This window comes from Paenibacillus sp. GCM10012306 (assembly GCF_042649265.1).
Classification (GTDB): Bacteria; Bacillota; Bacilli; order Paenibacillales; family Paenibacillaceae; genus Paenibacillus_AQ.
In genome coordinates this window covers 174,994-188,553 of record NZ_JBHRYW010000008.1, presented here as the reverse complement: position 1 = coordinate 188,553, position 13,560 = coordinate 174,994, and the positions used below count along the sequence as shown (strand labels likewise).

The window sequence follows — 13,560 nt, the reverse complement described above, 5'->3', positions numbered from 1 at the left end:
TAAAAAATCTATATTTATATATACATGACTATTTCTCGAGGAGATTTATACACCATGAACATGCTACCAAATCAAGTTGTAATAGAAAATGTACTCCAATGCAAAATGCGCGGCAGAATCGCTTATCAAAGTTACTTTCCGGCTTCGATTGGCGTGCAGTTAACCTATGTCAAGCCTTTTGATTTACCATCCGGAAAAGGCTATCAACGCCCGGTGGATTCCAAAAGATGCGATGACTTTGCAATGTATTTGTCCAAAGGACAAGATGCTTTATTTACGCCGATTTTACTTAATGCAGCTTCTCAGTGGGAGTTTTCCCCCTATGATGGCCAGCGTCCAACCTTTGGGCGGCTTCTATGTAAAGGGAAGGCTTCATTGATGGATGGTCAGCATCGGATGGGTGGAATCCAGAAGTATATTGGAGAAACCCAATCGGATCTGAATGTACCTTTTCTCGCATTTCACTCTTTGGATGAAGATGAAGAAATAAAGCTTTTCGATACGATCAATACAAAGGCAAAGGGTATTGGGCCATCCCTTAGTAAGTTTCTTCGACGGGATTCTGACGATATCAGCTGGATTTCAACGGAACTGATGGTACGAAAAGAAAGCCCCTTTTACAGCATTGGGACGATTATTGGGAAACGAAGCAAAGGTCGACACGTGACGCTGCAGAATCTGTATCGAACTCTTCATTTGTTAACTGCAGATTATCGAGTCTCCAGTCTGTCAAAAGAAGAAAAACTCATTATTGCGTTGACATATTACGAGGCAATTCAGAAGAAATTTTCTGAAGAATGGTCTAATTATAAGGAATACCGACTGACGCATATCGTTTGTCTTGATGCACTTTCATTGGCCGGCCATGATGTGCTACTTAAATGTATGAAAGAAGGAAAAAAACACGTCGATCTTGCAGCCATCCCTAAGTATATCCAAAAACTCTCTGTGGACTGGTCTGCGCAAGGAGCACTAAGATACCTAAAAGGGATGAGTGGTTCCAAAACGCTAGCCATTGATCTTAAAGAACAAATGCTTCCCCGATAAGAGCAGCATTTGTTCTTTATTACTAGGAAAAAATTTATTGATTCCTAAGATATCAACTCAACTTCTTTTTTTATTTCAATCGCTTTAATGAATTTATTTGTTTTTTTGCTTTGGTCGTATAACACAAGTGGTAAATCGGCTTTTGGCATCCAAACTCTTCCAAGTTCTATTGCAGTAGACGCAGCTGTTACCGGAAAGACGTGGATGCAATTATCCTGCCCATGAGTGAGTTTAATCTGATCAAATAGCCCTCTTAGCGTTTGCCGGAATAACATAAGCTGTTCTTTTGTTTTTATGAAGTCATTGTTTGGGGTAGCCATTGTTACAGTCCAAATGGATGTTTCCTCCCCCAGAATTTCAGTGATTCTGGAGGGATCGATAGTAGCACTCAAAGACAAGGCTAACGCGATGGTTGGGTATATTTTTTGCGGTGGATAAACAATGAACTCAAGTGGAGTTTCATCAGCCACCCATCCCCACTTTTGTTCTGGCTCTCTTTGGAGTTGGTAAACATCCGTCGGGAATATATCCGATAACATCGTCCCTAAGAAGGTTAATAATGGCTGAGGAGCAAGGGCAAAAAGGGAGGCGTGTTTGTATTGGCCGGAAGTGAGATCAGGTATGAGCTTCGATTTTACTTGCCGCTTGAGATTCTCTTGTTCCATTTCCCAAAACTTTTCTTCATGATCATAGAACGAACTGTTCTTCCAACTTAATTCAACCGCTCTTGATTCTGCTGGATACCGATGAGGCAGAAGCGCCGGAACTACTTGCTCATAGGAGATAGGGTAACTATGCTCTCCGATATTTGAACCGTACAGAACCACAAGACTCTGCCTTTCTGATTGTACATTTGTGGCCAATTCAATACGTTCCTCATGTTCTTTCTTCATTTCTTGAAGTAGCGATGCTGGGTGGCCAGCGACGTCTGTTACGTCAATCAAGCGATGATGGGCGTCGCAGAGCAACATTACGTTCTCCATTGCTTTTGCTAATTTCGGAGAAAGCTCTTCATCTCCTCTCGGTCCATTCGGACTATCGGCAATGATATGAGCAACGTAAGATCGATTCATGAGTTTTTTTGTTGTAGGGTCGATATGAAGCTGTACATTGCATCCTCTATACTGGCAACGACCTGCTGCTTTTCCCCAAAGCATTTTACAAATATGCGGAGGAACTGCGGTTTCAGACATTCGTTTTTCGCTCCTTAATATAATTTTTGTAATATAAATGACAAGCGATTAGATCAGACTGAAATTCTTCTGGAGTTTGATACTTTTGAAGCTCTAAGAGAGAAGGACCATGGCAGCTTCTTAATTTATTACTGCTTCCACATGGGCATGGTGCATGTCCACGATATCTTCGAAAAGCCAAGATAACTAAAAAATTCAAGATGGCTACTGGTTGTCTGGTTTCAAATAACCTCATATAGTAATTCATTAGACCACTTCCACCATGCGAAAGTTCACCGTACGGCATCGTTCCCTGATGAGTTGCTTGAAAAGAATAGGAATATAAATATGGGATTAGGAGTGAGTGAACAAACCCCAATAAAGTGGGATTGTTTGCAAATGTCATCTTCACTGCAAGTGGTGCTCCGAGACAAAAACTTCTGTCTTCGAACGAGTGAAATGATGGGGGAATCCGTTCCCCCAGATCTCTTGCAACGGGAGGAACGGATGGATAAGAATTGGGTATCTCAATTTCGATAAGAAATGCATCTTCTATGGATTCATGAGTCGAGTACTGGGCGCGAAAATGTATGTTTCCTCGAACAAAGTACTTATTTTCTTCAGGGATAAGTATAAGATCCGGAAAAGCATCAGACAGCTCGTAAAAGTGTTCCCATATAAGAGTGCTGTCCATTATAAAGAGCCCCATGGTCGAGTGGGATTATTCAATTGGACTGTTGGAACAACAATAGATGCAGGTGTCGTGGCAAAACCTAAAGACTTGGCAGCTGTATTAGAGATTTGGCCAAGCGTTGATTCGAAAGATTTGACGACTTTCCCAATATCATTTGTTTCTGTGATTTGGATGAGATCTTTCTTGACCCATTGAGTCCACTGAAAGAAGGTTTTTGCTTTACGGTGATCATTTTCATGCCAACGATCTGCAAAGTTCTCTTCTGGATTCACAGGATTTAAGATTGACCAGGTTCCGTCATCATTTCTTCGTATCAAGTCTTGTTCTAGAATAGCGGCGTTTTGTTTATAGCCAGGCTGCAACAATCCACCAAGTGCATCTAATTGGTCTACAATATTAGAGAGTGCAGCATAGACATTGCCTTCGCCGTTGTACAGTTGAGCAGCAAGTGTGGTAATAATCATGGAGATGGGCTTATCAAAAGAAAATTTGTGGTTGATAAAACGAACATCACGATGCCGTTTCAGGATTTGAATAGCTCGTTGCAAGGGGGTCTTTATGAGGGCATCGGGAACATCTTCAATACGTGCATATATGTCCTGATTCTTTTCGAAGATACTACGTTGTTGGACTGACTTCACTTGCTCGAACGCAGTTTTATTTTTTTCACTGAACCACTGAGCATATCCGTTAGGATTACTCGAACACCATTTATATGTTCGATCCTCATTTTTGTGGGTAATCGCAATCGCCGTTTGTTGATAATTTGGATGGACAGGAAGATTGGTTGCTAAGAACTCTTCAGGTACGGCGGGTAGAACATCTAAATGGAATCCCACTCCGTCATCTTCTGCGTAAAGTAAAGTCCAGCATCGTCTTCCTTCTTCATCGAGCATTTTGCGATACTTTTCATTTTCTTTTAATCGTTGTCCAATTGCCTGTTTAATTGCTTGAGGTGTAGTGTCTGATTTAGGGATCTGGGCTTCACACACCAAATCAATATCGTATTCCGAATCCTTTCCACCGCGGATAGGTCGGATTACTGTTCCAAATCTGAAGGATCCCTGAGGATAAAAGTGGAGCTCGCCGACGCCATCGGTTTGGCCTTCCTCAATCCAACTGCATACAGCCGTATATCGGTCAACAGCTTGTTTGTATTTGGAAGGGGATAGGTCTAATTGGGATGCAATTTCGTCTAGTAGCGATGATATGTTTAATTGTAAATGAGAGTTCATAGAATCATCCTTCTTTTATTATTTTTTGAAAAGTAGAAGGATATACATCTCTGACGACGTATCTTATATATTATAGTTTTGGAGCTATACATATATCTTGAGTTGTGATCCCCACGATCACAACTCAAACCTTCTATTTTCGGGATTTGGTTGAAGGCTTGAGCGGCTTTGATATGATAGATCCTAATTAAGTTAATTTCTCATATTACTCCTCCTTTCGCCATTTTTATTAGCACTTATATCCCTTGAGTGCTAACTATATCCATTATAAGCATTTGCTTGTCCACATTTCAATAGTTTCTGAGAGCATTTGTTCTGTTTTTTTATAATTGGAATACGCTTAGTAATATTTGTGCCAACTCCTAAGCGGATAAATGCAATTTGATCAATTAAATAGACTGCTCTATTTTTAAATGGGAGAGAATACGAGCTGCGCATTTTGTAAAGTGGACACTGATCTCCGACCGCAGTACTTCTCTGACAATACCAAACTGATCTTCATAACCACGACAAACATAACGATGATAAATAATCCCGTCATGGGTTTCATCGCTAAAAATTTTTATATTTCGTTGTCTTAATTCTCGATTGATCTTGGACAAATCCTTCGTGATGTAATTCATTATGATTTGAATGACCTGTTCGAAAAGTTGCTTAAACAAATGTGTTGAGTTCCGAAGGTCCTGTAAACTCTTGTCACACATGGTCAGCATGTAAGGGAACATAATAGCATCCCGAATCATAGTCAGTTCTTCCGTCGTTATTCTCCCGGTCTGCAGATTTTTATTCCGGTTCTCATATTGTTCCTGATGTTCGGTTAAAAGCATTTTTGATTTCCATCTCTCGTTTCCGTCAAGTTTGCTCATTTGAAATGCCCCCCAATTTGGCCTGCTCGTTCTCGCGCCACACCGGCTTCCAGCAATGAAGAGGCGCGCATAATGGCATCACTGCCGTATCGATCCTTAATATGGTCAGTGGCCCGCTCAATCGCATAAGCAGCGTTCCTGTCTTCAAACAGGGTCAATTGATAAACACTGTCGTCCGAGAGTTGCGTTAACGAAATATGTAGATGGCTAATCGGCAACCCTTTCCAGTGATCAATAAAAAGTTTTTGTGCTGCCTGGGCTACTTCATGCGTGAGGGATGTGGGTTGGTGCAAAGTCATCTGACGACCAAACGACGAAGCCCTTTCTCCATCTGTTTCTACAGCGCCTACAGACACAACCCTGCCTTGATAACCATGCCTGCGCGCCCGCCGGCAAACCTCCACAACTAATTCAAGTAAGACAACTTCAATATCCTCCAAACGCCCATATAAGCTGCTTCTTAAGGCTTTCCCATGACTTATGGATTTGAGAGCGCCTCGAATGGAGGAGACTACGGGACTGGAGTCCTTTCCGTTTGCAATCTGCCAGTAGTACTCCGACTGAATATCCGATTGCTTTCGAAACTCTCTGCGCATTCGTTGCTTAAATTCTCCTAACTCTAAACGAGCAACGTCACCTATGGTTGGCAGACCCATCCGGAGAAAATGCATTGTCATGCGAGAGCCAACCATAAACATTTGGTGGACGGGTAACGGCCATAAATCCCTCTCCATATTCTCGAATCCCAGCTTAAACACACCGTCATTTCTTTTTTTCGCAAAATTATCGGTTGCCATTTTCGCTAGAATTTTTGTAGGGCCAATCCCTACCCTAGACCATACGCCAGTAGATAATTTCACTCGCGACTGTATTAAATGAGCAATTTCATCTTCGGATCCAAAAAGAGCAGTAGAACCTGTTACGTCTAGAAATTGTTCATCAATGCTGTAGGGCTCAACTTGATCGGTTATTGATTCAAAAATCTTTGTAATTAATACGGATATCGTGATATACCGCTGCATTCTGGGGCGTATGACTATCAAATCAGGGCAGAGTACTAAGGCTTCTCCAACTCGCTGAGCTGTTGTTACTCCCTTGGCCTTGGCCATAGGACAGGCCGCTAAAATAATCCCCGATTTACGTGCAGGATCCCCAACAGCTACAGGTTTGTTTTGATATTCTGGATGAGCTGCTTTTTCGATGGAGGCATAAAATGATTGCCCATCCACCAAAAAAATAACTTTAGACATACTTATCACCAGCTTTTAGTAATGGTAATTAGTTATTACGATTATATAATGCGAACACACATTCTGTATACATATTATATACCGAACATACATTCTCTATTCAAGTGTAATTTATGGAATTCGTTCTTTAAGTCCCGACTCTGGACGTTTCATTAAATTAACGAGCAGGATTACTGTAAAGTAGAGTATTAATTTCTTTTGACAAGTGTAACTACTAAAAAATAATGTGATATAATAATATCCCGCAGAGAGTTACAAATAAACTATGTTTTAGGAGTATTCCCCCCTGAGTGACCTTACCCCTTTATTAACTATATCCGGTGCATTTGGTGCAGCTTTTGCTGGTCAATATGTAGCTCATAAACTTCCACGCAATCGTGATATTGAAAACAAAAAACCTCGAAGTAAATACTGAAGAGATGAGTCCAATAGAATGTGCCGAAAAGATATTAAGTTTTATTAAGTCCAATAAGGAATACTCGGTATTTAAGAATTAAGTATAAGAAATGTTTGTGTTTCCTAGATGGTGTATCCATCAGATAACACCATATTCAAGCATTGGCCACAAATTGCGTTTTGACCACAATGTTTACATTAGTGTATAGAGAAAAACCATCCCTAACAATGGAATGGTTTCAAGGAAAAAGGTTCCCATTTATTTGCATTTATTGATTCGCCACAAAAGCAATCTGCTAATGCTTGTGTAAATGGAACAATCATGTCTTTGTTCCAGTCAGCTAACCTGTTATCGTGTATCTCTGTCCATAATCGGTGTTTAGATACCCAGTATGTCAACTCTAAAACACCTGCATCTTCCCCTTGTTTAAGGTGGTAATGTATAGACCCTTTCAACGTTGAACGGGTTGTTTTTTGCGTTATGTTTAACCCATATGTATTTATTATTCCCTCTATTTCTTGTATGACAAAGTCAACATCAAGTGATTTTGTTTGTGGCAGTTTGAAACTTATTATTTCATATTTTATCATGTATTCTATGACCTACCATAAGTGCCAATCTCAACGCCATTGTTCAGGAAAATCTATTCCTGCTTGTTTCAATGCCACATACCATTGACCTTCATGAATGGCTTCATGTTGAATTGCAATACTACATATTTCATCTGGCTCGCCTTGCTTCCTAAACTTATACACGTATTTACGAATCTATCTTTATCTTGTATTCCATACTTCTCAGTAATTTGCCTGTACGTCCATTTATCCTCCTCATGCAAACGTACGGCCTTCTTCCTTACTTCCTCTGTATATAATTTATTTGGTTACTCTCTTTTTCTCCCCCCTAAGTATCACAGATTTCCCATATGGGTTTTTCCAATGTCTACTATAAGGGGGCCCTCACATGGGCTTATTTTTATATTCTTTAGCTAGGTTTTTGTCAGTATAGGTTGAGTGGGTGTTATAAGGTAACAAGAGCTATTTAATCTTTTATAAAGATTTTAGTGTGAATTTTTCGGACTAGATGTTTTAGATTTTCAAGAAAAAGGGTGAATCCTGGAATTTCTTTGGCTAGGAAAAGTGAATTATATACATTATAGTTAAATATAGCAATGAAAAAAATTAACCCTAACAAGTTATATTGCTCACTGAAAATGGTTTCATTACCTGTAACCGCTCCATCTTCAATGAGGAGATTTTTCATTGCAATGATAGCAGTACCTAGCCCTGTTAAGTATAAAATAAGTAAATTAATAGCTCTAAACCAACTAGTGAAGTCCGTAGATTTGCAAAAATAAATACAAAAAATATGTACTATCATAGTTATTATAAAAGCAAGGATAGAAGACATCATGGTTCCATAAACTAAAAATTCGATAGTTTGATTTGAAGAAAAAACAAATATGGATTGTACAAAATCTGTACCATACCAAAAAGAGCAGCCATAAATAAAAATAAACAAGCTAAAGAAAAACAAAGATTTTAACATTACCGAACTAAAACGTTGTGAAATCAATAGTATCCCTCTTTTTTTGTTAAGTCTAAAACAATTATACCTCAAAATATTCTTAAGTAGAGCATTATATGGTTGTCATTTCCTCTCTTACTTATTTTGTTATAATGTAATTACCAACCTTCGAAGGAGAATTTTAGATGTACTTACATAGCGTTAAAGTGTGGAATTGGAGAAAATTTGGACGAGCTGCAGATGGTGGCCCAGGAATGGAAGTTGAATTTAATGAGGGGTTAAATGTCTTAGTTGGAGAAAATGATTCAGGAAAAACATCCATAATTGATGCAATTAAAATGACCCTAAACACTAATAGTAACGATAACTTCTGGGTTACAGAACAAGATTTTTACTCTGACAGCAATGCACTAAGAGTAGAATGCATCTTCAAAAAACTCTCAAAGCAAGAAGAAGCATATTTTTATGATTGGTTAACTATAATTCCAAACGATTCAGAACTACGTGTAACTATGGAGGCAGAGATTTATGAGGATGTGAACCAGCATAAGAAAATTAAAAGGGCTGTGAAAGCAGGGCCACAGAATTTCGAGAGCGGAATGGAAGATACTGTAAGACAACTACTAAATGTAACATATTTAAAGCCGTTAAGAGATGCTTCAACTGAATTGAGCCCAGGAAAATATTCGAGAATTGCTCAGGTTGTAAAAAGCTTGAAATCGTTCTCTGGTGAGAGTGAAGGGAAGAAACAAATCGTTCAGAAGTTCTCTGATGCTTTTGATGAATTGAAAGAGGTGTTATCTCTTCCAGTCCTGAGTAAGATACAATCCACTCTTAACAATTTTTTTGAAGATAACAATCCCAAAGAACCACTAATCAAGAACAAACGTATGGAGTTTGCTGAAATTCTGAGGAAACTGGAATTGAATTTAGGAGAAATAGGTACGGGATTGGGTAGTTCCAATTTGTTGTTTATGGCAGTGGAACTTCTTCTCTTAAGCGAAACAGAGGTGGGACCAAGACTCGCTTTAATTGAAGAGATTGAGGCTCATATACATCCTCAAGCACAGCTTAGAGTAATAAAGCATTTTGAAAATAGTGCTCAAGAAACGGGAATGCAATATATTTTCACTTCGCACAGTCCTATCCTAGCGGCTTCCATGGATCTTCAGAACCTTATATTTATTTATAATGATAAAGCTTTTTCAATGCGAAAAGGTGAAACTATGTTGGAAGAGAAGGATTATGAATTTTTAGAGAGGTTCCTAGATGCGACGAAAGCTAATCTTTTCTTTGCGAGAGGGGTCATATTTGTCGAAGGTGATGCTGAGAATCTTCTTTTACCTGTTTTGGCGGAGGTCATAGATCGTCCTTTACATAAATATGGAGTATCCATTGTTAACGTGGGAAGCCTTGCCTTTAAAAGATACTCGTCCATTTTCTTAAGAACAGATGAAAATAAAAAAATGAACTTTCCCGTTTCCATAATCACGGATTTGGATTTAAAGCCGGTGGAATATTACAAGGAATCTCTTTGTTATTTTAAAATTTCCAGACAGCAGAATGAATATTTATTATCAGAATTTTTTAAGGGAAAAGATATAGTGCCTGATTTGGAGAAGACTATTTTCGTTGAAATGAATGAAACGGTAGTAAACACTGTAATCGAAACGTATGCTAAAACAGAGTTTAGAAAACTTCCGAAAGAAGAGAAAAAAAGAATTAGAAAACAAATGAGAGAATATCTTGAACGACTTGAACCTCTCCAAAAGCACATAACATTTTTTGAGGAGTATCAGGTAATTAGGGAAACCGAGATTAATAATAGATATTCGCATGGAGTGGAAGAAACCAAAGTATTTCTTTCTAAGCCATGGACTTTAGAACATTCTATTGCTAAAGGGTTTCTACGTGATCAGATAGAAAAAATTATCCTGGATATCAATTATATTGTGGAAGATAACAAGGAGAGCAAACTAGATGATTGGAATGAACTATCTAGCGAAGCAAGAGCTACCGAAGTATATTCATTCTTATCTAATAACAATAAGATTTCCAAGTCTATTGTATCACAGCAACTTTCTAAATATATAATGGATAACAAAAATGACATAAAGACTAATATTAATTCGGACCCTAACCTTGAACATTTAATAGATGCTATAAAACATGTCACTGGAGGAGAATGAGGTGAACTTTGAAGAACAAGATTATGAGTTTGTAGAGTCGTTATTATTAAACGGAGGAAAATTCAACGATCTCCAAAGAAGATTTATTTCACTTTTCGAAACTAAAACGATCGTAGCGGGCCCTGGAGCAGGGAAAACCACTTCTTTAGTAGCTAAGATAATTTTACTATTTAAGTATTTGGAGAAAACGGGAAGCAAGGAAAGTTTATGCATCATTACTTACACTAATGTGGCAGTGAATGAAATTAATACTTCCTTGTCCAAAGCGGGTCTTGGGGAAATCAAACACCCTCATTTTATCGGGACAATTCATGAATTTTTAAATCATTTTTGTGTGATCCCTTATTTTAGAATGAATCATGGTCACACTTCTTTGTTCTTTGATCAATCTCATTCTGGTAATAAAGAATTTTATAAAAGATATTTGCAAAGAACAGAGAGTTGGATGGACGCTGGGGCTATAGAAAAAATAGCTGAAAAAGTAATGGATAGTAATTTATTCTTCAACATTGAAACTAAGAAGTTTGATCTTCAAAATACAAGTGGTTGGACGGAAAAAAGTTTTTCGAAAAATAAGCATCGAATGCTAAAGGCTAAAATAGCTAGGAAAACGCAAGGCTATTTGGAGTACGATGATACTTTCCTTTTTGCCGAAGCGTTTCTATCCACTGACTATTATCAAGAAATACTAAGAAGACGATTTAAATATGTGTTTGTGGATGAGTTCCAAGATACAAAATCTTCAGGTTCTTCCTTGCTAAAACAGATATTCAATTCAGAAAGTTGTATTTTGCAATTAATTGGGGATCCTTATCAGACAATTATGTATGAACAAGATTCAATGCCAGAGATAATAGAGCAGAATACGTTTCGAATGAATTTGTCTAATCGCTTCGGTAAAGAAATATCTCAATGCTTAAATACAATTTTACCCGAAGCTAATATTCAAGTGCCTGACCACTCTGTTTCCTTGCGTCCTCTTATCTTACTTTATGAATCTGAAGAGGAGATCTACGGAGCATACAGACAATTGATCGCTTCATATGAGGAACAAAATCAAGAGTTTAAGTCTTCAAGTAATGAGGATAAGGTTTTGGTGTTGCAGACCAAGTGGACACCTTTAATAAAAAAAGGGCAAATATACTCTAAAAATAAATCTAAAAAAGCAAAATTTATTAATTCGGAATTGAAAAAATTAGTAATTGATTTCCTATTAAAGAGGCTTGGACAAACTGAAAAAAACACCCATGAGCTAAAAATGTGGTTAAAAAATCATAAGGATATGCATATTCTAAAAGGAATATTCGTTGATTTATTAAAAAAAGGGGATTTTGAGGAAAATAGGAGGAAGCTCCTTGAAGTTATTAACCACATATTACAGTCTAAAGAACAAAAGGAAATAACGATTAGAAATAATTTGTTTAAAGTGGTAGAACAATTACTTTCTTCTGAATCTGTAGTTGAGAAAGTAGATGTTGTAAATGATGATATATACACTATACATTCAGTAAAAGGTGAAACGCTACGATCTGCATTAGTTGTAAATTTTGAGGATGGTCCATTAACCAATATCCTATTTCATAGATATGGTATTACAAACGTTGAAGATTATAGGTTCATTGATCAGAATTTACTTTATGTTGCTATGAGTAGAGTTACACACTTGTTCGTTTTTGCTATACATATGGACCAGTGGAATGATAGTGTTAATGAAAAATTAAAAGATCATTGGGATACAGTTTATACCAGGAAATTAGTGGAGGCACACTGACAGAATTTCATTAAAATATGTCTAAATGTCAGAAGAAAACCAGCTAATAGTTGTCAAGCTACAGTGTGGAAAATATTTTAAAAGCTGATATACTGGTTTTTGAGTACAACAAATAATCCTTCATTGGCGTGAAGGATTATGGATAATTGTGGTAACTAAACGTTGTAGGGCTGGTCTTTATTAAGGATGGCGTACATGTGATGGAGAAGCTTGTTGGCGCAAGCAATCACAACCACCTTGTAGGGCTTGCCCTCTTTTCTTTTCATATCATAATAATCCTTTAATCTGCTATTTCTCCCCACCACGTAGTCCGCATTGTACGGCTAAATAAACAGCTCTTCGAAGTCTTTTTGAACCTCGCTTCGTTATCCGATTTCTAGAGGCCGTAAAGCCGCTCTCCACGTGCGTAATACCTTCCAATATTCCGTACGGTTCGTTCCTTCGTAGAAAAGCCTGTATTACGCTGCTTCCTGTAGCCACATCTAATCCTATAACTGGCTCCATAACACACTCCCTAATTTTAAAGTAGCCGTCACTCCCACGATGGTTCCAAACCCATAGCTTCGCTTGTGATACGAGATCGTAGTCTCAACCAGCTCAAACCTGGTCATTGGGGGCAGTGAGAGAACTGTTTTCACTACGGGGTTGTCCCCAATAAAGTATACGTTCTCTCGGCTACCGCCATCATATGACACCTAAGAAAAAAGGCCAACCAGAAATCTCTGGTTGACCTAATAATACGAAATAAAGTATTAGACTAGATTTGCTGCTCCAAGCGGCTTTTCAATTTTAAAAACCGACAGATTCCATAAAATAAGTATTAGACTGGCTCCAACAAAAAAGACAGCGGCAGCCTTAGACGAGAAAATAAAGTCTTAGACTACCAAGTTACAAATTCAACATCAAATGCTTTTAGTCGCTCATACCCCACATCAATATCATCAACATTAAAACTCAGTGTAATATTACCCGATCCCCAATATCTTGAAAAATCAAATTTCATATCTGATTCTGCAGCTTGTTTCGAATGTATCGTCAATCCAGCACCTTCCGATTGAATTATTGCATGGATATGATCCCCTTCGGCTTTTGCATGTAAAATAACTTCATAAAACTTAGATAAAGTTGTTACCTCCTCTGTAATTAGACATACATCAGAAAAAAACATAACCCATATCTCCTTTGAAAAAGTTTTAGGATCTGACTCAAAAGTTACTACCTAATAGTGTAGAATTCTCGAAGCGAATGAATTATTCCTTTAACAAGTTTCAACTATACTGCCCGTTAGCGTAATGGGGCGTTACCAGTCTAATTCTTTATTTTCTTAGTCTATAACTTTATTTTCCGAGTCTAACACTTTATTTTTCAGACTATACTTTATTTTCTGCTGACACTTGCCATTTGTTTTTGTAAAA

General features: G+C 37.8%; 10 protein-coding genes and 2 pseudogenes. 4 read left to right on the top strand and 8 right to left on the bottom strand.

Translation table 11 applies throughout. The features are described 5' to 3' along the window. Nucleotides 1-54 precede the first annotated feature (54 nt). Complete coding sequence (locus ACFORK_RS18515; protein WP_379201613.1) at nt 55-1,047, top strand: DGQHR domain-containing protein; 993 nt, start codon at nt 55-57, stop codon at nt 1,045-1,047. A 44-nt stretch (nt 1,048-1,091) separates the two neighbouring features. On the opposite strand, the gene ACFORK_RS18510 is transcribed toward ACFORK_RS18515, so the two are convergent. From ACFORK_RS18510 to ACFORK_RS18495, 4 genes are all read right to left on the bottom strand, one after another. Continuing rightward, nucleotides 1,092-2,240 carry an SAVED domain-containing protein gene (locus ACFORK_RS18510; RefSeq protein WP_379201611.1) on the bottom strand — a complete coding sequence of 383 codons (1,149 nt, stop codon included), beginning with the start codon at nt 2,238-2,240 and terminating at the stop codon, nt 1,092-1,094. A gap of 672 nt (nt 2,241-2,912) precedes the next feature. Next, the gene (locus ACFORK_RS18505) at nt 2,913-4,148 is read right to left on the bottom strand and encodes a nucleotidyltransferase domain-containing protein (RefSeq protein ID WP_379201609.1); all 1,236 of its coding nucleotides are present in this window, start codon (nt 4,146-4,148) and stop codon (nt 2,913-2,915) included. A 389-nt stretch (nt 4,149-4,537) separates the two neighbouring features. Further along, the gene (locus ACFORK_RS18500) at nt 4,538-5,014 is read right to left on the bottom strand and encodes a YhjD family protein (RefSeq protein WP_379201607.1); all 477 of its coding nucleotides are present in this window, start codon (nt 5,012-5,014) and stop codon (nt 4,538-4,540) included. Next, nucleotides 5,011-6,264 carry a DNA polymerase IV gene (locus ACFORK_RS18495; RefSeq protein WP_379201605.1) on the bottom strand — a complete coding sequence of 418 codons (1,254 nt, stop codon included), beginning with the start codon at nt 6,262-6,264 and terminating at the stop codon, nt 5,011-5,013. The genes ACFORK_RS18500 and ACFORK_RS18495 overlap by 4 nt, the downstream gene beginning before the upstream one ends. A 395-nt stretch (nt 6,265-6,659) precedes the next feature. Between ACFORK_RS18495 and ACFORK_RS18490 the strand changes: the two are divergent. Next, nucleotides 6,660-6,787: pseudogene (locus tag ACFORK_RS18490) on the top strand (chloramphenicol phosphotransferase CPT family protein); the annotation flags it as partial. 95 nt (nt 6,788-6,882) lie between these two features. On the opposite strand, the gene ACFORK_RS18485 reads toward ACFORK_RS18490, so the two are convergent. Further along, the gene (locus ACFORK_RS18485; protein WP_379201603.1) at nt 6,883-7,251 is read right to left on the bottom strand and encodes a hypothetical protein; all 369 of its coding nucleotides are present in this window, start codon (nt 7,249-7,251) and stop codon (nt 6,883-6,885) included. A gap of 448 nt (nt 7,252-7,699) precedes the next feature. Beyond that, a complete protein-coding gene (locus ACFORK_RS18480) occupies nt 7,700-8,233 on the bottom strand; it encodes a hypothetical protein (protein WP_379201601.1) in 534 nt (177 codons plus the stop codon). A gap of 137 nt (nt 8,234-8,370) precedes the next feature. Between ACFORK_RS18480 and ACFORK_RS18475 the strand changes: the two genes are divergently transcribed. Continuing rightward, the gene (locus tag ACFORK_RS18475) at nt 8,371-10,374 is read left to right on the top strand and encodes an ATP-dependent nuclease (RefSeq protein ID WP_379201599.1); all 2,004 of its coding nucleotides are present in this window, start codon (nt 8,371-8,373) and stop codon (nt 10,372-10,374) included. 1 nt (nt 10,375) lies between these two features. Further along, nucleotides 10,376-12,145, top strand: a complete 1,770-nt coding sequence (locus tag ACFORK_RS18470) for a UvrD-helicase domain-containing protein (protein WP_379201597.1) — start codon at nt 10,376-10,378, stop codon at nt 12,143-12,145. Nucleotides 12,146-12,300: 155 nt separating this feature from the next. Here the strand turns inward: ACFORK_RS18470 and ACFORK_RS18465 are convergent. Both ACFORK_RS18465 and ACFORK_RS18460 read right to left on the bottom strand, forming a co-directional pair. Then, nucleotides 12,301-12,550: pseudogene (locus ACFORK_RS18465) on the bottom strand (transposase); the annotation flags it as partial. Between the two features lie 475 nt (nt 12,551-13,025). Beyond that, nucleotides 13,026-13,313 carry a VOC family protein gene (locus tag ACFORK_RS18460; RefSeq protein ID WP_379201595.1) on the bottom strand — a complete coding sequence of 96 codons (288 nt, stop codon included), beginning with the start codon at nt 13,311-13,313 and terminating at the stop codon, nt 13,026-13,028. Nucleotides 13,314-13,560: the final 247 nt, after the last annotated feature.

What these genes read in the sequence shown, in the direction of transcription:
- ACFORK_RS18515 (WP_379201613.1), top strand. Translation starts at nt 55, where the DNA reads ATGAACATGCTACCAAATCAAGTTGTAATAGAAAATGTACTCCAATGC.
- ACFORK_RS18510 (WP_379201611.1), bottom strand. Translation starts at nt 2,240, where the DNA reads ATGTCTGAAACCGCAGTTCCTCCGCATATTTGTAAAATGCTTTGGGGA.
- ACFORK_RS18505 (WP_379201609.1), bottom strand. Translation starts at nt 4,148, where the DNA reads ATGAACTCTCATTTACAATTAAACATATCATCGCTACTAGACGAAATT.
- ACFORK_RS18500 (WP_379201607.1), bottom strand. Translation starts at nt 5,014, where the DNA reads ATGAGCAAACTTGACGGAAACGAGAGATGGAAATCAAAAATGCTTTTA.
- ACFORK_RS18495 (WP_379201605.1), bottom strand. Translation starts at nt 6,264, where the DNA reads ATGTCTAAAGTTATTTTTTTGGTGGATGGGCAATCATTTTATGCCTCC.
- ACFORK_RS18485 (WP_379201603.1), bottom strand. Translation starts at nt 7,251, where the DNA reads ATGATAAAATATGAAATAATAAGTTTCAAACTGCCACAAACAAAATCA.
- ACFORK_RS18475 (WP_379201599.1), top strand. Translation starts at nt 8,371, where the DNA reads ATGTACTTACATAGCGTTAAAGTGTGGAATTGGAGAAAATTTGGACGA.
- ACFORK_RS18460 (WP_379201595.1), bottom strand. Translation starts at nt 13,313, where the DNA reads ATGTTTTTTTCTGATGTATGTCTAATTACAGAGGAGGTAACAACTTTA.